Origin of the sequence: Paenibacillus sp. BSR1-1 (assembly GCF_030403775.1) — a bacterium.
Taxonomy (GTDB): Bacteria; Bacillota; Bacilli; order Bacillales; family Cytobacillaceae; genus Neobacillus.
On the sequence record NZ_JAQMWQ010000037.1, the window covers coordinates 15,358 to 37,638 of the forward strand.

The following is a 22,281-nucleotide window of genomic DNA, read 5'->3' on the forward strand; positions in this document are numbered from 1 at the left end:
TTTTTTAATAGTCTCTTAATTTCCAGTCATTGTTAGTAAGTTTCAGTACCGCTGAATTAAGTTCAGGGTTCAAGACATACCAGCCACGACCGTTTGTCGTTGAATCGGTTTTATAAATAAAACGTAATTTTTCAGCTTCTTTTGGGACGGTCAGGGCTTTTTTCTCCCAGCCGTCGCTGGCCCCGGTAAATTCCCCTATTTTTTCCCATGAACCATCTTTAAAAACCTCTACATTTCCGAAATCAAAGCCATCCTCAATCCTGTGCCAGGTTGAGAAAGTCAGATTCGCATCCTCTTTAAGATGGAGATCAGCCTCCATTACTCTGTTTAATTTATCGCCATATCCCGCAAACCAAGCTGATTGATTACCAGGAATTGAAACAGGAATGGAGTCAGCCACCTGCCTCGCAAACAATCTTCTCGTTTGATTGGTTGACACAGTATTCCTTGATGGATGTACACGGTTGGTCAATAAAATCGCAATCGTCTTATTTTTCGGACTTACGACAATCGATGTACCGGTATAGCCTGTGTGCCCAAATGAATAGGTGCCTTCTGACAGGGCGTCCATGTACCAGCCTTGACCAAGCTCCCAACCAAGCCCGTGGTCATCTCCAGGAAACGCTTCGTTTTGATTTTCTAGTAAAAGTTTAACCGTTTCAGGCTTCAGGATTCTGGCTCCGCCATATTTTCCATCATTCAAGAAAAGCTGGGCCAGTTTTGCAAGGTCCTCTGCGGTTGAAAATACCCCAGCATGTCCTGCCACCCCATCAAGCGACCAGGCATTTTCATCATGAACCTTGCCCCATACGAGGCCGCGATTAGGGGTCGATTGGAATTCTGTAGCCGCAATCCGATTTTTCAAGGAGGCAGGCGGATTGTACATCGTGTCTTTCATGCCTAATGGATCGGTAATATTCTCCTTGACGAAAACATCTTGACGCTTTCCTGACAACCTCTCTACTAATGCTCCTACGGTAATCATATTTAGGTCACTGTATTCATAAGTGGTCCCAGGCAGATTCTTTAGCGGCTGCTGAAAAACGCTCTTCAACCGATCTTCTCTTGAATTTCCTTGAGTATATAAAGGAATCCAAGCTGTAAAACCTGATGTATGCGTCAATAGCTGGCGGATTGTAACCTGCCCTTTTCCGTTTTGCCCAAATTCTGGTATGTACTTGGCAACCGGATCATCTAGCTGGAATAATCCTTTTTCATAAAGAATCATCGCGGACACAGCCGTGAAAATTTTACTAATGGACGCGAGGTCAAAAATGGTGTCTGTTCTCATTGGAATTGGTTGTTCCATTTCCGTAAACTTGCCATCAGCGTATTGAGCTGAATAACCGTAGGCAGTTTGTTTAACGATTTTTCCGCCGCGTGCCACAAAGGCAACGGCACCCGGCATGACTTTAGAGGCAATCGCTTGGTTCATAACTTGATCAATTTCCTCTAGTGGTGCTGAAACCATACCGGCTCCTCTAGCCGATCCAGGATGTAAGACGCTTGAATTGGGGATGACATTGGAATCCCACGAAAAAACAGGATGTGGTTTCTGAGTTGGGGAAAGACTTTCTTTTTCTTGCTTTTCAATCGTTGGAACAGGGGTAGTGTCACCACTCGCAAACACAGTGGTAGTCCCCAAAAATACAGTACAGATCGATGAGATAATAAACGTTTTTTTCGCCATACTTCCTCCCCTTATATGTTGTTTAATTTATTATCATAAGCGCTTCCATTATATCTTTAGCAATGGATACGCTTACAATTAATGATAGAAATAGACAAATAGGTATAGTTGTCTATACCACTAAAGGCCTATGAACCCCTTTTTCAGAACATTTAAAGTCATCCCTTTTTCTATACATTAGTTCATATTTCCTAGTATTCTCTAAAATTAGTTAGATTTGGAAGGGAAATTAGCGAAGACCCTGATCCAAAACAGTCAGGATCTCGCATTCTTTTAAATCCGGAATTTCCAGCCTCCAGAATTTGGCTGGAGAAAAATTCTTAATTTCATTATATAAATTAAAATTTCAAAAAACAATTAATTTTTTTGAATTTTCATTCCAACACTCTCTGACTGTTGGAATTTACTGCTAGTATGGCTTTTCCGAGCTTCTGAACTCCTGACTTAATTTCTTCCACACTTAACCCTCCAAAGCCGAGCATAATTGGCTGATCGAATGCAGGTGGTTTTTTCAGCCAAAACTTTTCCGTTAAATAAATCCTAATCCCAAATTCTTCTGCCATCTCAACCAGTTGTTTGGCGTCGAGTTCTTTTAACTCAAGTAATAAATGAAGCCCTGCTTTTTGCCCGATAACGTGGACTTTGTCGCCTAAATATAAATCAATAGCTTTTAACAGCGCTGCTTGCTTTCCTTGATAAATTTTCCTCATTTTTCGAATATGGCGTCCGAAATGACCTTCCTTCATGAAGCGATAAAGAGCTTCCTGGATGTGCGGGGACACGGTTTGACTCAAAAAGAAAAGCTTGGATTGATAGATTTCAACGAGCGGCTCTGGTAAAACGATATAGGTAACCCTGGCGGCAGGCAGGAATGCCTTTGAAAAAGTCCCTAAGTAGATTACTTTTTCATTGGTATCCAATGATTTTAATGAAGGAATCGGCTGGCCTGCATAACGGAATTCACCGTCATAATCATCCTCAATAATATAGGTTTGATTCTTCCCAGCCCATTGCAGCAGTTTCATTCGTTTTTGAACAGGCAAAATCATCCCTATTGGAAACTGATGAGAAGGAGTCACATAAACACATTGGGCTGAGCCTTGTTCCAGTTCGGTTATATTGATTCCATCGTCCTCTAAAGAAATCGGAACGACATTGCACTTCTGACTTTCGAAAACATATCGAACCCCGTCATATCCCGGATCCTCAAGCGCTACTCTTTCGTTTTGAAGTGAAAGCAGTTGAATCAACAAATTGACCGCTGTTTGGGTTCCTGAAGCAAGAATGATCTGATCCGGTGAACACCGAACCCCTCTGGCCTGATATAAATAGGAAGCAATTTCAGTTCTTAAGCCATAATGACCTTTTTTATCACCATAAGAGAACACTTCATGGCTGGGAGCATCTATGGCGGCCATCAAACATTTTTTCCAGACCTTTAATGGAAACCGTTCGAGTTCAATATCCCCATATTGAAAATCTATTAAATGATTTGTTTTCCCTTCCACATGGTGGATCTTTAATTCGTGTTGAGCCTCTTGTAACAAGGGTACCTCATCTAACGCCAAAACAAACAAGCCGCTTTTCACCCTGCTCTCCACATATCCTTCAGCAATAAGCTGCTGATACGCGGTATCAACGGTGTTTCGACTAATATTTAAGCTTTGAGAAAGCTCCCTGATCGAAGGGAGTTTTTCCCCTGATAAAATCGAACCCTTTTCAATTTCCTCGCGAAAAAACTGGTAGAGTTGCAGATAAATTGGAACGTTAGCATCCTTTTTTAAAAATGGAGTGATTTGCAATTGAAACTCCCTTCTGACCCTGTAAAATTTATAAAAACTGTCACTTTTAACAGGTACAATTAACTTTTATTATGAGTGTAACATGATGCATGAAAGGAAGTCAGCCCTATGATACCAATGAGACAAAGAAAGTTAGAATGTACAGATCAAGATAAAATAAATCGTTTTCTAGATACAGAGAAAACAGGATTTTTAGGATTGGCCGACGGGGATGCTCCCTATACTATTCCGCTAAATTTTGTGTGGCTGGATGGTGCGATTTATTTTCATGGTGCCAGTGAAGGCCGGAAAGTGAATATCATTGAAAAAAATCCAAAAGCCTGTTTTACAGTCAGCGCTGACCTCGGCACGATTTCTGATCCAGTTCCCGCTATGACGGATACTGCCTATATGAGTGTGATGATATTTGGAGAAGCAGAGAAAGTGAACAATCTAGATGAAGCCGTTTTAGCGATGCAAAAAATGCTAGATAAATATGTTCCGGGCTATTATGATAAAGCCTTATCAAGTTCACATGTGGAGAAATACCGCTCTTCTTTAGGAAGCAGGACGGCTGTTTATAAAATAAGGGCGGTGGAATTAACCGCAAAAGAAAACCCTGTTCAACTGGAAAAAATGTTTTATCAAGGGAAAACAGTTAAAGATGAATAAAACGAAAAAGTGAAAACCCTTGGCGGTTTTCACTTTTTACATTAATTATTAATTTGTGGAGATTTTTTGCGGTTTCTTAGGTCTTCTAACCAGTTCTCCTCCACAATTCGGGCAGACATGATTCATTTCCTCCCTGCAAGGAGAGCAAAAGGTACATTCATAGACACAAATATAAGCTATCGTATCCTCCCCAATCGAGGAATGACAACGTTCACAGGTACTTCTCATTTCTAATGCCATATTTTTATTGCTCCCTTCTTATATACTTTCTAGTGGAAATATAACATTTTCTAATAGACTATATAAGAGACAGTTTTCGAATAGAGAAGAGGGTCAGATTTTTCAAGTTAACTATGAATATGTTAAAGGTGATAAAATGAAAAATTCTATCAGAAATATCCTGGAAAGGAAGATATGACACTCAGTGACTATTTTCTTGGATTAATAAACCATGACCTTAAACATAAGGAACAAATGGAATTACATATGAAAAACAAGTAATCCAAAAAACCCAAAATTTAAACCGATAAAGGTGTAATTTTGGGTTTTTTGTTTCGTATGAATAGTTAGCCTTGTTTCATCGGTTTCGGTTTCATTTTTACCGCCAGCCAGAACCCGGCCGTTAACGAAAAAGCATCAATCACAATAAGGACAAACGTACTGGTATAACCTTTATAAACAGAACCGGCAATCAATGCCACAGTTAAAACGAGTCCGATAATCCGGTTGTATGTAACCCGTGTAAACAGCAAAACCAATAACCCTGGCAAAAATAAAGCCGACAGGTATTCAATAAACGTAACCAAAGGGGCCCCCCCACCTTATTCATATCTGTTTATTAATTCTAGAAATTTATTCGTAAAATTGCAACATAAATATGAATCGTTAAAAGGATGAATGAGCTTTTGTTCCTTGCTGGGTAGCAAAACTGACTACCACAAAGCTGATTAAGGAGAGCACAACCGGCACGACCACGGTATGAAGACCAAAAGCATTCGGATATAATCGGTCTAATAAAATATAAGACCCCATTCCTAAAACCATTGAGGTGATTGCACCATATTTATTGCCCTTCCTCCAATAAAGCCCCAAAATGACCGGCCAAATAAAAACAGACTCCAGGCCGCCAAAGGAAAATAGATTCAGCCAAACAATTAAATCCGGAGGGGTCAAGGCGAAAAAGATAACCAATATCCCAATAATGGCGGTCACACTAAAACTCATTTTTTTAATTTGTCCTTCACTTGCATGAGGCTTGATATAATTCAAATAAATATCCTTCACTATAGCGGAACTTACTAAAATCAGCAGGGCATCGACGGTCGACATTATCGCAGCCATCGGAGCCGCCAAGACAATTCCAGCAACAAATGGCGGCAGGACTTTCATTGTTAACATCGGCATCACGGTATCACCAATTTTCACACCGGGGATGACGGGTCTCGCAAATACACCGATGAGATGCATGCCAAGCATAATAAAACCGACAACAATCGTTCCAATAATAATCGCACTATGCATGGCCTTGGAATTTTTATAGGACATCGCACGGACGGTGATTTGCGGAAGCCCGACAACGCCAACGCCAACCAAAATCCAAAAGGACGAAACATAGGCAGGGGTTAATTCGCGGTCAGCACCGAATGGACTAATTAAATTCGGGTTTTCTGCCGCTAAATCGGAGATAATCTTCGGGATTCCCCCTCCCGCTTTAATCGTCGCAACAAGCAGAATCAAGGTTCCCATAAACATGACTACCCCCTGAACGGCATCCGTTAACGCCACCGCCCGGAAGCCGCCTACAATCACAAAGATTAGAACCGACCCTACAAAAATCAGCAGCGCATATGTATACGGCAGGCCAGTCAGCGATTCAACAAGGCGGGCTCCGCCAATCCATTGAGCCGTCATTGAGGAAAAAAGAAATATGATAATACTTGCCGCCGAGATGAGCACAACAGCTTTACTTTTATAGCGCTCTTTCAGAAAGTCGATTAAGGTGATGGCTTTGTACTGCCTAGCTACTATGGCAAATTTCTTTCCTAAAACCATCAAAACAAAATATCCTGTGGCTAACTGGGCCATCGCTAAAAGTACCCAGCCTAACCCCTTTGTATAGGCAACTCCCGGACCGCCGATAAAGCTGCTGGCACTGCCGTATGTGGCAACCATCGTCATCGCCAGGATGAACCCGCCCATTTGCCGTTCCCCTAAAAAATATTCCTCAAGAAATGAATTGGATTTGAGGACAAATTTATTGGACCAAAAGCCGACAGCAAAAATAATAAACAGAAAAATAAGCAGCGGTGTAATGACAGCCCAATTCATTTCACATCCCCCTCTTCGTCTTCAAACGGAACATCTTTAAATAAAAATTTCACCGCGAGTATGACAAGGACAATCATAATGATTGACCCTAAAATACAGCTATAAAAGAACCAGGCAGGCAAGCCAAATATGTACGAATACTGTTCGACTTTGGCAGAGCCAAGACCGTAACCAAAGCCATACCACCAAATGAAATTGATAACAACTAGGATTACACCTATCCAAGCTTCTCGATGGGCAATTTTAAAGCGCTTGTCCAATGGTTTTCCCCCTCATCAAAGAGTTATGTTATTTTTAACCAATACTGAACATTTTACCAAATATATTGAATCGGTAAAGAGAATAGCGCGAAAAACCCTATCAAGATATATCCTCGTGAAACAGTACAAATTTAATAATGTTACCTAAGTTAGCAAAAAAATAGCGTTAATCCCCCTTAATTAACGCTCTAGTTCTTAGGAGCATCATGTTAATTCTGTAACTCAACCTCCAAAAATTTGGTTTCACGTGACCATTCTTCTTCTACGTAGGATTTTAAAATTAAGTTACTATTTGGATTTACAGGCTCATTTTCCCAAGCAAAGGACATGGATCATCAGATAGTCTTATCGGGTTATAGTGGATGTTTACAGTCAGAATCTGCGGTTAGCATTGATTTGGCAACATAATACAGGGATTTCTCAACAGATTTAATGATTCGAATGAATGCCTTTTTATCGCCCTGCTGAGCTAATACAACATCATTTTCCATTTCTTAACGCCCTCTTTCAATTACTTAGAGTAAAAAGAATCCATTTAAGTTCCCTTTTTTGGAAATAAAAAAACCCTATTAAAATGTATCCATTTAGTAAACACATTTCAATAAGGTTTTTTCATGTTATTTTATCATGGCCCCAGTAGGTCCAAGCTTGTAGCCGCCGATTTTGGTCCAGCCAGCCTTTTTGAGGTGCCGGTACTGATCAAGGCTTTGAATTCAGTCAAAGAGGTGGAGGGATAGACTGCCTTTCTGCCAATGGTAAATGGGTTATTGCCAATAGCCGCATTGACAGCTGCTGTTGTAAAAGCATACTTAAAACCGGTTTGTTTTAACAAATCTATGGTTCTATTATTATAGGCGCCAAATGGATAGGCAAAAAGTCCGTGTTTAAAAGCCCCCTGCTAGTCTCTAGATCTTGCAAAATAATCTGGTCGGATCCAGAGATTAAGGCTGATGTCCCGTTGATTAAATTGTGAAGCCCATGGGTATGGCTTCCATACTGAAAAACGTCCTTCATTCCATTCACTTCCGGCCAGCTTAAGGGTTGAAATAAAACAGTCGGATTGAACGGAACCGGGGTTTCAGATATCCGGTTTGTAATCAAAAAGTTCCCTGCTTTAAACCCGTATTTTTTTAAAACGGGATAGGCATATAAATAATTGGTTTTCATTCCATCATCAAAGGTAATCACCACGGTTTTTGGAGGAAGGGTGATGGCCCCGTTCAGATAGGAAGCTAATTCCGATAAGGTGGCTGTATGGTAGCCTTGATTGTAAAGATAGGCCATTTGCTCGGAAAATGCTTCGTAACTCACGATATTGCTATTACTCGGGAACGGATTTTCAGCCTTTTTTAGAATATGATGGTACAAAAGTACAGGCACTCCGCCTTCTGCAGCCTGTGCCTTGGTACAAAAAAATAAAATGGTCATCAATGCTAAAGAAACTAAACATAACTTTCCTAATTTCATCCTTACCCCCGCATAGTGTTTTATTTCAACCTATGTTCACAATGGAATGGTTATTCAGTGATGGGGCAAGTATTACCCAAAAAGAAAAAGACATCCTTTGACAGATGTCTTAATTACACGTCCCATGCGGGCTGGGGCAGCCATTGGCTGCTTTTTCTACTTGAATGGTACTGTGTTCAATATGGAATTCATCGTGCAGTATACGCTGTGATTGGGAAAGAATTTCATCATGAACCCCATTATCGGAAATGGTGATATGACAGCTTAAAACAGGGTAGCCGGACGTAATTGTCCAGATGTGCAAATCATGAACCTCTTTTACAAGCGGGATCTTCCTTAGAGCCTCTTTCACCTGCTTGATATCAATTTGCTCCGGAACGCCTTCCATTAAAATGTGAAATGAATCTTTTGTCACGCGGTACCCGCTGATAAGAATCAACGCGGCAACGATGACACTTGCAATGGGATCAGCGATGCCCCAGCCAAAAAACATAATCAGAAGAGCGGCAACAATAGCCCCGACCGAACCGAGCATATCGCCAAGCACATGTAAGAAGGCGCTTCTGACATTCAGGTTTTCTTCCTTGTCACCCTTCATTAAAATCCAGGCAGCGATAATGTTCACCACCAAACCGGTAATGGAAATCACCAGCATCCCTTTACTTTGAACCTCAGGCGGAGAGAGGAAACGGCCGATCGCTTCATAAAAAATATACACTGAAATAATGATTAAGGTTAATCCGTTTAAGGCAGCGGCAATAATTTCAAAACGTTTATAGCCGTAGGTTTTTTCCTGCGACCCCTGCTTTTCTCCAAGTTTTATGGCGAAAAAGCTTAATCCCAGTGCGGCCGCATCACTGAGCATATGACCAGCGTCCGACAATAGCGCCAAGCTGTTTGTAACGATGCCTCCGATAACTTCGACGATCATAAAGGCCGCTATTAATAGGAAGGAACTTAATAAAGCTTTTTTGTTGCTTGTATGTGAATGACCATGCGAATGGCCGTGTGAATGTCCATGATGATGGTGATGATGTCCCATGTTTATCCCCCCAGCTCTCATTGTAGAGTAGCTCTTTCTAATTCTAAACTTTGTTGCTTTTAGTACTTATTAAGGGTCATTTATAAAGTTTCTAGGCAATTTTCGCAAATGTTCTTACGAAAAGATGCCACGAAGAATCGTGTTATTACGTGTGATGAACCTATACGAAAAACAGCAATCTTTACGAAAATAGCCACCTTTAAAACGAAAAAGTTACGATTAAGGTTAATGTCTCCTTGTTTTTCAATCCATACGCTATTCTTTCACATTCAAATGTTCGTTTGATTATATCTTATTCAAATGGGGGTTTGAATGTCAATGAATTTTTCTTTTTTTGATGCGATGGATGACAGCAATCAAAAGGAAATGGGCAGCAAAAATATGATGAGCAACTTTTAATTTTAAGATATGAGAAATTAGTTAACCAGGTTCGGTCATTCTTATTGTGATCGATGAACTCACTTATTTCTTGTAACCTTCACCATGAACATGCTATGAGGATAAACTTTGATTTTCTATCGGATTTTTGTCATCATGAACGATTTCAAAAACCGTTTCCTAACAAAAAAACAACGAGCAAATCGTTGTTTTTTTAAATCGACCAATAGGTTATTGTATCAAAGATTCCTAATAGTAACATCAATATCCCAGCAAGCCTTCCAACCATGGTGCCGAACTTTCTGCTTTTCTTCATTAGAACACCACTGCCGCCAAGAAACCAAATAATCGCAATCACGATTAATAGTGGAATGGCTGTCCCGAGTGCAAAGATTGGCGGAAGAATAAATCCATAGGGACTGGACAACGCCACAGGCATCAAGGTGACAAAAAATAAGACAAACATAGTTGGACAAAAAGCAAGGGAAAAACTAAATCCAAGCATAAAAGAACCTAATAGATTTTCATGTTTGTACTCTTTTGGGCCCTTGAATAAATGAAACGTTCCGTTTAATTTAATAACACCAATCATAAACAACCCCACTGCTATCAGTAAAGGCCCCATCATTTTTCGCAGCCACGGAAAGTAGGATACTAGATTTTGCTCTATACCTTTACCAAGCAGCCACACTAAAATACCTAATAAAGAAAAGGCAACAATTTTACCAAACGTGAACCAGAAAACATCCTTCCAAACAATTTTCTTTTGAACGGAGCGGTTCCCATATAATCGCTTCCGCTTCCATGATCCATGCCTTCCATATTGCTTCCATCACTGTGATTCATATGTGAATGTCCTTCATCGGCAAAGGCCTTTGAATCAAATGAAAAAATATAAGCAAATGCAAATAAAACGAGAAAAACTTTTTTCAATTTTTCCACCTCCAAAAAGTTAAATAAAGATTCAATGTTTTATAGGTTTAATTTAAACGGTAAGTTTGCAGATTTTATGCATTTTTATTGGATAATATATGGCATGCGTCCACATTTCTTATTTGTTCATACATTTGTAAAAAAATAAAAATTACCAATATCTATTAACTAATAAACTTAAAATTGTCAGGGCCTTCTGCACAAATTCTGCACAAATATGTCGTAGTATGATGAGTAACAAACCTAAGGAGGTAACAAAAGTGAGAATAAAACAAGCTACACTACTTCTTCTTACCTTGGTCCTTGCCGTATTTTTAGCAGCTTGTTCCAATGGTGATAAGGAAAACCAACATGCAAATATGAATCAGGGGAATAAATCTGAACAAGAAAAGAATGCCAGCACTATGGACCATGAAAGTATGAAAGGCATGAATCATTCTGGTACAGGTGAAATTCCAAAAGGTTTAAAAGAGGCCGAAAACCCAACCTTTAAAGTTGGCAGTAAAGCTATTATTAATGCGGATCATATGGAAGGAATGAATGGAGCTGAAGCAACAATTGTTGGCGCATTCGATACTACTGTGTATACGATTTCTTATAATCCAACCAACGGTGGTAAAAGAGTTACAAACCACAAATGGATTATTCATGAAGAAATTAAAGATGCCGGCGAAAAATCGTATAATCCAGGTGATAAGGTTATTGTAGAGGCAGATCATATGGAGGGGATGAAGGGTGCAAAAGCAGTAATTGATTCAGCCGAACAAACAACAGTCTATATGGTTGATTACGCGCCAACGACTGGCGGGGAAAAAGTGACAAATCACAAATGGGTAATAGAAAGTGAGCTATCAGGGAAATAAAAAAATATATCGAAAAAAGCTCTGGCACAGTCAGAGCTTTTTTCATCAAGAATGCGAGGATATTTTAGCGCTTGCATATCTTACGAATACAAGCGGTAAGAAGAATGCTAGGAAACTAAAAATAAAATCCAAAACTAAATGATCAGTTTGAATGATACCAGTATTTTTTAAAACGAAATAATAAACAATAAACACAGCCATCATAACAAAATTCCATATTTGCCGGGCATTCACAATACCTATCAAAGCGAGTATCGAGCTAAATAATATCGCATTAATACTATTAATCGCTGCACTGTCCCGGTTTAAACGTTCAATCCATTCAACATGAAACGTTTTGGTTCTAAATAGTCCATAAAGAAGGATATTTAATTGAACATATACAGCAATACATAATGAAAACAAGGTTCCATAGGTAATCCATTTTACCGGGGCATTATTTAACCTGCCCCACCACACTTTAATCACTGGAAAATAAAAAATAAGTATGCTAAATGTATATCCTATCTTCCACCAGTTCGGTTTATATACACCCCACTCTGTAAACAACCATTCAATTCCTGCAAAAAAGCCAGCCAGAATGATACTCCAATACCATTTACCATTACGGGCTGAATACAAAAGGGCAAATGCCGGCAGAATCAAGCCATTAACAATGGCTCCAAGATGTGTATCATACCGATTATTGACAATTCCAGGGTGATAAATATAAGCCTTTCCCCACACATAAATCAGGTAGTCAAAAAACATTGTTACTCCAGAAACGGCAAAAAAGAGGATAAAGATGAGGGGACTTCTGGATTTCCAATAGGCAGAACCTAACGCAAAAATAGTTAATAAAAGAAGAGTAAAATAAGACCATATTCCGATACTCAAATAAATTCCTCCGTCGTCCTTTAGAAATATTTTCAGTATCTGAAATTGGTTTTATACCACAGTCCTTCATATTAAAATATTATCTGCAATAGTGAACCGCCCACTGCACCTGCGATTACAATTACCCAAGGTGGAAGCTTCCAATATACCAACATAAAAAACAAAATGGCGGCAAAAGCAAAATCATTAGGCGCTTGAATTGAACTAGTCCAAATCGGATTATAAAAGGCAGCAATTAAAATTCCAACAACGGCGGCATTTACACCCATTAAAGCTCCTTTAATTTTGGGATTACGTCTTAACGTGTTCCAAAAAGGCAAGGTACCAAAAATAAGAAGAAAGGCAGGTAAGAAAATAGCCGCTGTCGCAAGGATTCCACCTTTCCATCCATTGATTATTGTCCCAATGTAAGCAGCAAAGGTAAACAGTGGGCCCGGTACGGCTTGGGCTGCCCCGTATCCAGCAAGAAATTCTTCTTTAGATAACCAATGGGTGGGTACAAATTCTTTCTCCAGTAATGGCAGTACAACATGACCGCCTCCAAAAACCAATGAACCCGAGCGATAGAAACTATCAAATAAAATTATCCAATTTGCTGATGTAATCGAGCGTACAATTGGTAATACAATCAGCAAACAAAAAAACAGTGATAAACATATTAAGGCATAACGGTGTGACAGTGGAAAATGAATGGTATTTGGCTCTTCATTATCATGGTGTTGCTTATAGATAACAAAACCGGCTATTGCAGCCAATAAAATAATACCTACCTGCATGTAAGCAGTCTGCCATAATAACGTACTCACCAGGGCAAATAAGGCAATAGTTTTTCTATGAATATCAGGAGTTAATTTTGAAGCCATCCCCATTATGGCCTGGGCAACGACAGCCACGGCCACGATTTTTAAACCATGGAGCCATCCTGCGTCATTTATTTGCAAACCTTGAAGGATGATTGCAAAGAGTATTAAGGCAATCATTGAAGGCGCGGTAAATCCAATGAATGCGAATAGGCCGCCCAGAAGGCCGCCGCGGATAACTCCGACTCCAATCCCGACTTGACTGCTAGCCGGTCCGGGGAGAAATTGACACAAAGCCACTAAATCCGCATAGCTTTTTTCATCGAGCCATTTTTTCCGCTTAACATATTCTTCATAAAAATAACCTAAATGCGCGATAGGGCCTCCAAAAGAGGTTAAACCGAGTCTCGTTGATACCAAAAGGATTTCAAGGAGCGACTTAAAATTTTTGTTTTGGTTCACTATTTTTATCACCTATTTTTCTTCTATATGATTGTCTTTTTATATTCGCTGATAAATTGCTCGGATTCGCTGATAAACTGGGAATATTCGCTGATAAACTACTCGGAGCCGCTGATAAACTAGAAAAATTCGCTGATAAAAATTTTTAAAGAGCACTTTTAATAAAAAACACTGCAGCTTTACATTAAGTATATTAAATTTAAGAAGAAAATCGAGAAAATTAAGTCAGTTTTTCCAATATTTGAAGAAAAAGAAGAACCCCAAAGGCTCTTCTTTTTCAAATAAAACTATTTTTTCACTGCATCATCTTTCCCTGCAAGCCAAAAACCTGTAACAATTGCCGCTATCACAATAATAAATGGAGCATAAAAGATGAAAAAGTTAATCATCATTCAAAACTCTCCTCACGCATGATCATCCCGTTTCCCTTGCACATACTCCTTGTTAAACAAAAACAGCTTCAAAAGCAGATACAACGACGGCAAAAGCAAGCCCAATCCAGCTACAAACGCGATAACTAAGGCAATCGCCATCGATTCATTTGTAAAGCTGTCATAAATGGTCAAATACGGATACATTAAATAAGGATAATGGGAAATCCCATAGGCTAAAAAGGCAGAGGTAAATTGCCCAACCATTAACCAGAAGGCTAATCCATAAGCCTGCCGCTTCCAAATGAAATAAACAGAGCCGGCGAAGAACATAACAGACAGGGCGAAGAGCCACCATAGGCTGACTAATCCCTTATAATGCTCAGGATTATTAGTCCGCATTTCCACGATAATCCCGGCGGCGGTAATAATAGCTGGTCCCGCCCAGATTAACGCATATTTTCGCAGCAGGTTTGTGGCCTCCTCATCCTTGGCCTTATGGGCATACCAGGTCAAAAATACCGCTGAAATATACAAAACAGCGGTCAGGCTGAGCACAACAATACTCCATGATAAAGGACTCGTGAACAAGCGCCAATAGTCTAGTACCGGCCGCGCTCCCTCCATCCTCACAAAGCCGCCCTCGGAAATGGTCAAAACAATCGATAAAGAGGCGGGAATAAATAATCCTGTCAGGCCATACAAAATGGTGTACCTTTTATGTTTGAGTCCTCCATAAGTTGAGAACGCATAATACGAGCCGCGAATCGCCAGCAGAACGATAGCAATGCTGGCTGGCACCAGCAAGGTTGAACCAAAATAGAAAGCTGTTTTTGGAAAAAAACCGACAATCCCGACAAAGAAAAACACTAAAAAAACATTGGTCACTTCCCAAACAGGTGATAAATAGCGCTGGATGACCTTAGTCAAAATATGCTGTTTGCCTGTGACCGTACTAAAGGCGTTAAAAAAGCCGGCGCCAAAATCAATCGAGGCCACGATAATATAGCCAAAAAGAAACATCCCCAACACGGTGATTCCAAGGATTTCAAGCGTCATACCGCTCACCTGCCTTCAAGGAAGCCCGATCGGCCAATTCCTGTTCCACCGTATTTTTGCGGAACATCCTTATCAGAACGACTACACTGCCAACTCCCAGAATCAAATAAAGTCCGGCAAACAATAGCAGCATGAGATCGACTTGACCACTTGAGGTTGCTGCCTCTTTTGTCCGCATAATTCCCCGTAAAATCCATGGCTGCCGCCCCACTTCATCAAGCCACCAGCCCGTTTCAATCGCCAGAACTGAAAGCGGACCGCCAAGGACAAGGAGCCAGCGGAACCATTTCGAAACAATAAACTGCCACCTTAGCCAAGTCCCTAGTAAATAGATTAATGATAAACCAGTCAGCACCATTCCAATCGTCACCATAGCATCAAACAAATAATGAATATAGAGCGGAGGCACCTCATCTTTAGGAAACTGATCCAGACCAATCACTTCTGCCTTCGGAAGATCTCTAGCTAAAATACTGAGTGCATATGGCACTTTTATCGCATATTTTACATTTCCATTATCAAGAACCCCAAACAAAATAAGCGGGGCTCCTTCCTCCGTTTCAAAGTGCCATTCGGCGGCGGCTAATTTTTCAGGCTGATACTCCGCTAAATATTTTCCAGAAAAATCGCCAATTAAAGCGGATGCTACTGAAAAAACAAACCCAAGTTTTAAGGTTAAAAATAACGCCTTTTTATGGTACAAATGATCGGAACCTTTCAGCAGACGGGAGGCTCCAATGGAAGCAAGCACGAACGCCGAGGTCATATAAGCTGTTACCAGCACATGCGCAACCTTTGTCGGCATAGCTGGATTGAACATCGCGACGATTGGGCTGACATTAACAAGCTGTCCTCCTGCAAGATCAAACCCCTGAGGTGCATTCATAAAAGCATTGACAATGGTAATAAAAACGGCGGAAAAAGAAGCCCCGATGGCAACAGGAATCAACAGCAAGAGATGCTTTTTCTGATTCTCAAACCGGTCCCATGTATAGATATAAATGCCTAAGAAAATGGCTTCAAAGAAAAACGCAAAGGTTTCCATAAATAAAGGCAGGGCGATAACGTTGCCCGCCAGCTCCATAAAATGCGGCCATAATAGCGATAGCTGAAGCCCAATCGCGGTTCCCGTTACAACCCCTACTGCCACGGAAATGACAAAGCCGCGTGTCCAGCGTCTTGCTAATAATATGTAATGTTCATCCTGTTTTTTAATCCCGACCCATTGAGCAATCATAATCATTAGCGGGATTCCGACTCCAATGGTTGCGTAGATTATATGAAAGGATAACGTTAATTCTGTGAGTATTCGGCTTAATAGAACTGAGTCTTCATTTCCCATTTCACGATTTCCTTTCTTAGCCTGAAAGAATCCTTCCTATTATCGATAGGCCCAAAATAGCAGCGACGATAAAAGCAAGTAAACTTAGCCTTTGTTCTTGTTTTTTGTATATATAAAGTCCCCCTTTTGCTGCTCTTTGTTTATCATTTCCAATATTTATGTAATTAACAAAAAAAGAAGACCATCAATTGGCCTTCTTTTTTACCCATAGTCTGCTTTCTATTTTTTCATAGAACTCAATTAGTAAATTCACAATTCTGTTTAGTATCTTAGTTCGAAGCAATAGGTTATGGACTGCAAACGCTGTGCAGGCCCCAATGATCATCCCAGCAGTTACATCTAAAGGATAATGGACCCCTGTCCACACTCGGGATAGGGCAATACCTGCCGATAAAAGCAGCCACAGCCAGCCATCTCTTTTTCGCCAAATCCAGATAGCTGTCGCAATCACGAAGGCCGCCGTGGCATGGTCGCTAGGAAACGAGGCATTTTTCACATGGGGAATCAGCCAGTTTACATGATGACTGACAAAAGGACGGTCCCGGTAAAAAAAGTGACCAATCAGAACGTTCAGCACCAAGGCAACACATGCGGCCAGAATGGCTTCTGCCACCATCCTGCGATTTTCAGTTCGATTCCGAGGGAAAAACCAATAAAAAATGATTCCGGCAAAGAATAAATACTCTGCTTTTTCCGCTAAAAACACCATGAATGGATTTAAAACTCGCTCACTTACCGCGAGATGATTTATGAATTGAAAGGCTTCATAGTCAAAATGAAACATGATCGTGACCTCCTCTAATTGGCACGAATCTAACTATAAAGCCACAAGCTGAATTTTGACTTAATGTTTTATTAAAAATGAATTAAGATTTCGGCAAAATCAATTCAACTTCTGTTCCCATACCTTCGGAACTTTTCACTTTAATTTCCCCGTGATGCTGTTTCATGATATTTTTGGCAATCGCTAGACCAAGACCCGTGCCGCCAGTTTCACGACTTCGAGCCTTGTCCACCCGGTAAAACCGTTCGAAGATATTATCCATTTCATACTCCGGAATCCCAATCCCATAATCCTTCACTTTAATCAAGGTAAATTGATCAGTTTCTGTTAGATAAACATCTATTTTATCTGTACTATATTTGATTGCATTATCTATTAAAATAATGATTGCCTGTTTCAGCTTGAGTTCATCCGCAGTGGTGGAAAGGGCAGCATCCTGGTAATGGAGGTCAATATCGCGCTTATAAGCACTTGCAATTTGTTTGAGAATATTACCGCAAAAATGGACTAAATTGATTTCTTTCATTTCTAAAAGATTACCTGATTCAGTATCGGCTAAATCGAGGAACCTTTCCGTCATTTTTTGAATCCTTGTTGCTTCCGAATGGATTGATTCAATGGCATCATGGGCAACCTCTTCATTTTGCAATCCACGTCTCAGCAATAAATCGGCATAGCTTTTGATCACGGTCAGAGGAGTTTTAAGTTCATGTGAGGCATCCGAAATGAATTGTCTTTGTTTTTCAAGATTGTCCTCTAATCTTCCTATCATTCGATTGAAGGTGACGGCCATTTTTTGCAGCTCATCCTTCGTTTCATCCTGGATGACGATTTTTTTCGGAATCCCGCTTTGCTCAATATCCTCCATCGTATTAATCATATTGGAGATCGGCCTCATAATCAGATTCGAAAGCCATCTGCCGCCAAGCAGCGCTAAAAGCGCACCTAAAAACGTACAAAAACCTAAAATCGACAGGAGGACGTCTTTCGCTAATTCCAGTCCTGATAACTTTTCCGCGACTTCTAGTGTTCCCTCTTCAGATGGTATTGGCACCCTGACAATTAAGATTTGTTCCTCCTTATCGTTCCTTATAATCGTCCTTCGTTCCGTCTCTTTTTTGCTGACGAATTTTGGTTTTATTTTTCCGGCCAAGAACTTATCATTTGTTGCTTGATAGGCAATTTGGGAATCGTGCTTTATCATTCTAATAAAAGAATGGTTGGTTAAATAAGGGGCGAAAATTCCCTTCACCTCAGATGGGGAAGATGGGGATTCACCTCTTTCCATTTCTTTTATCAAATTGTTTGCTTTTTGAAGCAGGTCATTAGTCTCCATATTGACTGTTATTTTCATAAAAGAAAAAAAGACAACCGCATTTACTGCCAGTAAGATACAGAGAATCCAAGCGGTCGTCATCAGATTAATTTTCGTTGTAATCTTCATTTTGTTAATTCTCCCTTACGGTGTACCCTATTCCTCTAACAGTCTGAATAATCGTTGGATCCGAAAAGCCTTCCTCTATTTTTTTTCTTAAATGTCTGATAAACACATCAATGACATTGGTTTCTCCTTCGTATTCGTATTCCCATACATTAACTAAGATATTTTCCCTTGTGACCACTCTATTTTTATTTGACAATAAATAGACGAGTAAATCGAATTCCTTTGGTGTTAAGGTAATAGAAGCTTCGCCCCGTGTTACCTCTCTTGTATCAAGATTAACGGTTAAATCCTTAAAAGATAAAAGGGGATTTTCCGGCTGTACAGCTTTAGCAGCAAGGGAATTCTGCCTTAGGCATGACCGAACTCTTGCCAGTAATTCCTCGATTTCAAAGGGCTTTGTAATATAATCGTTCGCTCCTTGATCGAGCCCTGCAACTTTATCCATCGTCATGTTTCTGGCGGTTAATAAAATGACCGGAAGTATGGTATTTTCTTTCCGAATTCTTCTTAGGACCTCTATGCCATTCATTTCTGGCAGCATGACATCCAGTAAGATCAAATCTAGTTTATCATTCTGGGCCGCCTGCAAGCCTGCCTTTCCATCATAGGCAACAGCGACTTCATACCCTTCAAACTCGAGTTCGAGCTTTAAGATCTTAGCGATTTGCTTTTCGTCCTCTACAACCAAAATGCGCTGTTTCATAAAATCCCTTCTTTTTTCGAAATGGCAGAAAATTGCTCCCCTACAATTTAGCACTTTTTTCTCTTATATTTCATTTTTTCATTGAATTTTAATCAAACATTAAAAATCTCCCTCTTTAATCAGAAGGAGTTTTCAGGGTGTCAGGCACTCTATCAAATTCTTGCAAGGAATGCCGTCTTATCGATAATGCGAGATCGGCAAGGAAGTAGAGGCCCACTGCGCCCCAAACCCAAGCCCAATAGGGTTCAAAGATTCCGTATACAGTGACAACCAAGGGATGAATCCATTTTAAGCAAAGAAACGACAGCCCTGCCCAGCAAGCCGAGAAAGGCAGACAAATATGACCATGGAGCTGGAGCGGCGTATCGGAGTAATCCCACCACTGCCGCTTTAAGAACTTCAACAGCAGCGCCCCAGTCACGTACTCTACTAAGGTTGGAATGACAAAGCATAGCAGCAGGGCAACTCCCCAATTTGTTTCTGGCCTAATTAAATAAACTAATAGTATTGGCGCTAACCCATACATTGGTTTAAATGGCCCATATAAAAAGTTCTCTTTTAAAAAACGTTTTTTTGTTAGAAGGTTATAACTGTTCTCCAGCAGCCAACCAAATAGTGCGTAGACCGTAAAATAAAATAAGATGGCCGCAGCTCCTTCGATATTAAAAATCCCGGGATTTTGAACCTCGAAACCATTCAATAAGCTAATTATCATGGCTAAATCACCTTCCATGGATAAGAATTTTCCCACTTTAGGATTAGCCGAAGAAATTTCAAATATGCACAAAAAATTCCAGTTTTCATTTTAAATGTACAAACCTTAGAATAGAAGAGCCCACTCGGGCTCTTCTATTCTAATCATGAGGATTTTGTGTATCAGGAATTGAGGTCAATTTGTGATTCGGTTCCCTTTTTAACTCCTGGCTTTGCAGCTGAAGTAAAAATAACCATCATACTTACCAACCCAATCCATACTAAAACAGAAGTCTGGTGGTTCCAGCTTATACCTTTGCCAAAGAAGAATAATTCACGAAGTCCGTCGACCATGAAGCGCATCGGGATCCACGAATGGATCCAGTCACGATAAAACGATGACATAAATTCTGGTGCCATAGCAAGCAGCGGCGCGCCAAAGAATAGAATCAGAACAAAGATCGGAATACCTTTAATACCAGTCCATGATAGGACTGCAGAAATCATTAGGAAAAAGCTGAAGCAAGTTAGTGATAAGAAGAATGCAATATCACTGAATTTAGGAATGTGAATACCGATAGTATCCGCTATCCACGTTAATCCAAAGCCAGCAACAAAGGCAATAACTGCTCCCATCAGTATTTGAGCAACGAGGGCCGCGAGTTTTTCCTTCCGATTTGCAAAAGGTAATTTACTTACCATTAGAAAAAGGATAGCAGCCCCTGCAATACTTGCCATCCAGAGCGGCTGGAATAAGGAGATCGGAGCATTGCCATTCATGCTCGCGGTCCCTACTTCATTGACATTCGTTACTTTCTTGGTAATCGGTGTTACTAACGCTGCGGCTTGTTTCGTGGTCACAGTGCCGCCTTGCTTTTCAAAGCCCGCAAGTAACTGGGCTCGGAGATTATTATTGATATTGTCGACCATTCCGTTTAACACATTGCTTACCATAGTCGATGCAATCGTGTTCATCCCTTGATTGACCAATATCTTCATTTCCGGTGAAGTTGGTGAAGGGCCCATTAAGGATGCTTGTTTCTGTGAGAAATCCTTAGGAATGACGAGCGCTCCGTAATACTCACGGTTGTTTAATCCCTTCTGTGCTTCCTCATTACTTTTAATAAAAATAAACTTAATTGGCGACTCTTTTTCAGTTTTTGCCTGAATCATTTCAGTAATCGTTTTTCCCATATTCAAATGGCCCTGATTCGGAATTTCCATGCCTTGATCCTCGTTGACAAAGGCAATTGGCACGTTTTTCGGAGTGGGTTTGACCGATGGCACAAGTGTTAGGCCAAAAATAAGCACCACGATTAAAACAATAACAGGCGATAAAATGGCCAATTTATCTTTAAACAAACTCATTATTGAATACTCCCCCTTTATTGAACAAGCTGTTGATTATTGTTCACACTGTTAATTATAATGGGTCTATCAGGTATAGCAATAAACAATATTGATCGTAATGTCGAGTAATTAACAGAAATGAATAGCATGTTGATTTAATAAAAAAATTTTGGAGGCTAAAAAATGTCCGATAAAGCAGCAGATAGACGAGTCATCCGTACCAAACGGATGATTCGGGACGCTCTCACTGAGTTAATGGAGGAAAAAGGCTTTGAAGGAATTACGGTACGCGATTTAACGGAAAAAGCGAGTATTAACCGCGGCACCTTTTATTTGCATTACCGGGATAAATACGATCTCCTGGAGCAAAGTGAAGAAGAGATTATTTCAGGAATTAGGCAGCTAGTAAATAATATCAAGCCAAAAGAGGCGGTAAGCTTTACCAGTCAAGACGAACCTTTTCCCATCATCTTGAAGCTTTTTGAATACTTCCAAGAAAATGCGAGTTTCATGAAGGTCATTTTAGGACCAAAGGGGGACGCCGCCTTTCAGGGGAAAATGAAGGAATTAATCAAAAAAACTTTTTTTCAAAAAATAGCGGAAGATCTAAAAATTGAAGAAATGCTCGTTCCAGCCGATTATTTGATTTCCTATGTCAGTTCCGCCCACCTTGGGGTCATTCAGCATTGGCTGCAAAGTGGAATGGAAAAGTCACCGCGGGAAATGACCTTAATTTTAACAAAAATGACCCTTTATGGGCCGGGACATGTGGCAGGGCTAAAAAAATAATGTAATTTTCTTAGGATTTGTTTGGGTTTAAATCCCAAAATAAATTTTATCAGCGAATTTTTAGGTTTTATCAGCGAATATCCTGGTTTTATCGGCGAATATTGGACTTCCGTCAATAAAAAAGATATTTTTCGGCCAGGTTGTGGCGTATTTTTTTCTTCCGCGCTTCGTATCCACTTCGCTTGGAGGCCTCT

General features: G+C 40.2%; 24 protein-coding genes. 3 read left to right on the forward strand and 21 right to left on the reverse strand.

Translation table 11 applies throughout. The features are described 5' to 3' along the window. Positions 1-4: 4 nt before the first annotated feature. Both PH210_RS28670 and pdxR read right to left on the reverse strand, forming a co-directional pair. Positions 5-1,690, reverse strand: coding sequence for a serine hydrolase domain-containing protein (locus PH210_RS28670; protein WP_289989994.1), 1,686 nt, complete (start codon positions 1,688-1,690; stop codon positions 5-7). A gap of 374 nt (positions 1,691-2,064) precedes the next feature. Beyond that, positions 2,065-3,492, reverse strand: coding sequence for a MocR-like pyridoxine biosynthesis transcription factor PdxR (gene pdxR / locus PH210_RS28675; protein ID WP_289989996.1), 1,428 nt, complete (start codon positions 3,490-3,492; stop codon positions 2,065-2,067). Positions 3,493-3,600: 108 nt separating this feature from the next. On the opposite strand from pdxR, the gene PH210_RS28680 reads away from it, so the two are divergent. Next, positions 3,601-4,143, forward strand: coding sequence for a pyridoxamine 5'-phosphate oxidase family protein (locus PH210_RS28680; RefSeq protein WP_289989998.1), 543 nt, complete (start codon positions 3,601-3,603; stop codon positions 4,141-4,143). 48 nt (positions 4,144-4,191) lie between these two features. On the opposite strand, the gene PH210_RS28685 is transcribed toward PH210_RS28680, so the two are convergent. The 9 genes from PH210_RS28685 to PH210_RS28725 all read right to left on the reverse strand — a co-directional run bounded on the left by PH210_RS28685 (position 4,192) and on the right by PH210_RS28725 (position 10,551). Next, positions 4,192-4,383: a DUF1272 domain-containing protein gene (locus PH210_RS28685; RefSeq protein WP_289990000.1), complete on the reverse strand. Its 192-nt coding sequence runs from the start codon at positions 4,381-4,383 to the stop codon at positions 4,192-4,194. Between the two features lie 326 nt (positions 4,384-4,709). Beyond that, positions 4,710-4,949, reverse strand: a complete 240-nt coding sequence (locus PH210_RS28690; RefSeq protein ID WP_289990002.1) for a DUF2198 family protein — start codon at positions 4,947-4,949, stop codon at positions 4,710-4,712. 79 nt (positions 4,950-5,028) lie between these two features. Beyond that, complete coding sequence (gene panF / locus PH210_RS28695; RefSeq protein WP_289990005.1) at positions 5,029-6,471, reverse strand: sodium/pantothenate symporter; 1,443 nt, start codon at positions 6,469-6,471, stop codon at positions 5,029-5,031. Beyond that, positions 6,468-6,731, reverse strand: a complete 264-nt coding sequence (locus PH210_RS28700) for a YhdT family protein (protein WP_289990008.1) — start codon at positions 6,729-6,731, stop codon at positions 6,468-6,470. Before PH210_RS28700 ends, panF begins: the two co-directional genes overlap by 4 nt. A 353-nt stretch (positions 6,732-7,084) precedes the next feature. After that, positions 7,085-7,222, reverse strand: a complete 138-nt coding sequence (locus tag PH210_RS28705; protein WP_289990010.1) for a hypothetical protein — start codon at positions 7,220-7,222, stop codon at positions 7,085-7,087. Between the two features lie 343 nt (positions 7,223-7,565). After that, positions 7,566-8,198 (reverse strand): polysaccharide deacetylase family protein, encoded by a 633-nt coding sequence (locus PH210_RS28710; protein ID WP_289990012.1) that lies wholly within the window; start codon positions 8,196-8,198, stop codon positions 7,566-7,568. A 109-nt stretch (positions 8,199-8,307) separates the two neighbouring features. Further along, on the reverse strand, positions 8,308-9,240 hold the full coding sequence (locus tag PH210_RS28715) for a cation diffusion facilitator family transporter (RefSeq protein ID WP_289990014.1): 933 nt from the start codon (positions 9,238-9,240) through the stop codon (positions 8,308-8,310). A gap of 592 nt (positions 9,241-9,832) precedes the next feature. Further along, a complete protein-coding gene (locus PH210_RS28720; protein ID WP_354670034.1) occupies positions 9,833-10,378 on the reverse strand; it encodes an urease accessory protein UreH domain-containing protein in 546 nt (181 codons plus the stop codon). Beyond that, positions 10,318-10,551: a hypothetical protein gene (locus PH210_RS28725; RefSeq protein WP_289990016.1), complete on the reverse strand. Its 234-nt coding sequence runs from the start codon at positions 10,549-10,551 to the stop codon at positions 10,318-10,320. Before PH210_RS28725 ends, PH210_RS28720 begins: the two co-directional genes overlap by 61 nt. Positions 10,552-10,778: 227 nt before the next feature. On the opposite strand from PH210_RS28725, the gene PH210_RS28730 reads away from it, so the two are divergent. Further along, positions 10,779-11,414 carry a YdhK family protein gene (locus PH210_RS28730; protein WP_483312154.1) on the forward strand — a complete coding sequence of 212 codons (636 nt, stop codon included), beginning with the start codon at positions 10,779-10,781 and terminating at the stop codon, positions 11,412-11,414. 45 nt (positions 11,415-11,459) lie between these two features. On the opposite strand, the gene PH210_RS28735 is transcribed toward PH210_RS28730, so the two are convergent. From PH210_RS28735 to PH210_RS28775, 10 genes are all read right to left on the reverse strand, one after another. After that, positions 11,460-12,290 (reverse strand): hypothetical protein, encoded by an 831-nt coding sequence (locus tag PH210_RS28735; RefSeq protein WP_289990018.1) that lies wholly within the window; start codon positions 12,288-12,290, stop codon positions 11,460-11,462. A gap of 71 nt (positions 12,291-12,361) precedes the next feature. Next, positions 12,362-13,552, reverse strand: a complete 1,191-nt coding sequence (locus PH210_RS28740) for a chromate transporter (RefSeq protein WP_289990019.1) — start codon at positions 13,550-13,552, stop codon at positions 12,362-12,364. 287 nt (positions 13,553-13,839) lie between these two features. Further along, positions 13,840-13,941, reverse strand: coding sequence for a cytochrome bd oxidase small subunit CydS family protein (gene cydS / locus PH210_RS29950; RefSeq protein WP_483312155.1), 102 nt, complete (start codon positions 13,939-13,941; stop codon positions 13,840-13,842). Positions 13,942-13,956: 15 nt separating this feature from the next. Next, the gene (locus PH210_RS28745; RefSeq protein ID WP_289990021.1) at positions 13,957-14,982 is read right to left on the reverse strand and encodes a cytochrome d ubiquinol oxidase subunit II; all 1,026 of its coding nucleotides are present in this window, start codon (positions 14,980-14,982) and stop codon (positions 13,957-13,959) included. Then, positions 14,972-16,324 (reverse strand): cytochrome ubiquinol oxidase subunit I, encoded by a 1,353-nt coding sequence (locus tag PH210_RS28750; protein WP_289990023.1) that lies wholly within the window; start codon positions 16,322-16,324, stop codon positions 14,972-14,974. The genes PH210_RS28745 and PH210_RS28750 overlap by 11 nt, the downstream gene beginning before the upstream one ends. 184 nt (positions 16,325-16,508) lie before the next feature. Then, a complete protein-coding gene (locus PH210_RS28755) occupies positions 16,509-17,108 on the reverse strand; it encodes an undecaprenyl-diphosphatase (RefSeq protein WP_289990025.1) in 600 nt (199 codons plus the stop codon). 82 nt (positions 17,109-17,190) lie between these two features. Further along, positions 17,191-18,552, reverse strand: a complete 1,362-nt coding sequence (locus PH210_RS28760; RefSeq protein ID WP_289990027.1) for a sensor histidine kinase — start codon at positions 18,550-18,552, stop codon at positions 17,191-17,193. A gap of 4 nt (positions 18,553-18,556) precedes the next feature. Next, on the reverse strand, positions 18,557-19,255 hold the full coding sequence (locus PH210_RS28765; protein ID WP_289990029.1) for a response regulator transcription factor: 699 nt from the start codon (positions 19,253-19,255) through the stop codon (positions 18,557-18,559). Between the two features lie 115 nt (positions 19,256-19,370). After that, positions 19,371-19,970, reverse strand: coding sequence for a putative ABC transporter permease (locus PH210_RS28770; RefSeq protein ID WP_289990030.1), 600 nt, complete (start codon positions 19,968-19,970; stop codon positions 19,371-19,373). Positions 19,971-20,131: 161 nt separating this feature from the next. Beyond that, complete coding sequence (locus PH210_RS28775; protein WP_289990040.1) at positions 20,132-21,310, reverse strand: YhgE/Pip domain-containing protein; 1,179 nt, start codon at positions 21,308-21,310, stop codon at positions 20,132-20,134. Between the two features lie 171 nt (positions 21,311-21,481). On the opposite strand from PH210_RS28775, the gene PH210_RS28780 reads away from it, so the two are divergent. Further along, positions 21,482-22,087, forward strand: a complete 606-nt coding sequence (locus PH210_RS28780) for a TetR/AcrR family transcriptional regulator (RefSeq protein WP_289990032.1) — start codon at positions 21,482-21,484, stop codon at positions 22,085-22,087. Positions 22,088-22,281: the final 194 nt, after the last annotated feature.

Excerpts from the sequence above, each read along its gene's own strand:
- PH210_RS28670 (WP_289989994.1), bottom strand. The coding sequence starts at position 1,690 with ATGGCGAAAAAAACGTTTATTATCTCATCGATCTGTACTGTATTTTTG.
- PH210_RS28680 (WP_289989998.1), top strand. The coding sequence starts at position 3,601 with ATGATACCAATGAGACAAAGAAAGTTAGAATGTACAGATCAAGATAAA.
- PH210_RS28685 (WP_289990000.1), bottom strand. The coding sequence starts at position 4,383 with ATGGCATTAGAAATGAGAAGTACCTGTGAACGTTGTCATTCCTCGATT.
- panF (WP_289990005.1), bottom strand. The coding sequence starts at position 6,471 with ATGAATTGGGCTGTCATTACACCGCTGCTTATTTTTCTGTTTATTATT.
- PH210_RS28705 (WP_289990010.1), bottom strand. The coding sequence starts at position 7,222 with ATGGAAAATGATGTTGTATTAGCTCAGCAGGGCGATAAAAAGGCATTC.
- PH210_RS28710 (WP_289990012.1), bottom strand. The coding sequence starts at position 8,198 with ATGAAATTAGGAAAGTTATGTTTAGTTTCTTTAGCATTGATGACCATT.
- PH210_RS28715 (WP_289990014.1), bottom strand. The coding sequence starts at position 9,240 with ATGGGACATCATCACCATCATCATGGACATTCACACGGCCATTCGCAT.
- PH210_RS28730 (WP_483312154.1), top strand. The coding sequence starts at position 10,779 with ATGATGAGTAACAAACCTAAGGAGGTAACAAAAGTGAGAATAAAACAA.
- cydS (WP_483312155.1), bottom strand. The coding sequence starts at position 13,941 with ATGATTAACTTTTTCATCTTTTATGCTCCATTTATTATTGTGATAGCG.
- PH210_RS28745 (WP_289990021.1), bottom strand. The coding sequence starts at position 14,982 with ATGACGCTTGAAATCCTTGGAATCACCGTGTTGGGGATGTTTCTTTTT.
- PH210_RS28750 (WP_289990023.1), bottom strand. The coding sequence starts at position 16,324 with ATGGGAAATGAAGACTCAGTTCTATTAAGCCGAATACTCACAGAATTA.
- PH210_RS28755 (WP_289990025.1), bottom strand. The coding sequence starts at position 17,108 with ATGTTTCATTTTGACTATGAAGCCTTTCAATTCATAAATCATCTCGCG.
- PH210_RS28760 (WP_289990027.1), bottom strand. The coding sequence starts at position 18,552 with ATGAAGATTACAACGAAAATTAATCTGATGACGACCGCTTGGATTCTC.
- PH210_RS28765 (WP_289990029.1), bottom strand. The coding sequence starts at position 19,255 with ATGAAACAGCGCATTTTGGTTGTAGAGGACGAAAAGCAAATCGCTAAG.
- PH210_RS28770 (WP_289990030.1), bottom strand. The coding sequence starts at position 19,970 with ATGATAATTAGCTTATTGAATGGTTTCGAGGTTCAAAATCCCGGGATT.
- PH210_RS28780 (WP_289990032.1), top strand. The coding sequence starts at position 21,482 with ATGTCCGATAAAGCAGCAGATAGACGAGTCATCCGTACCAAACGGATG.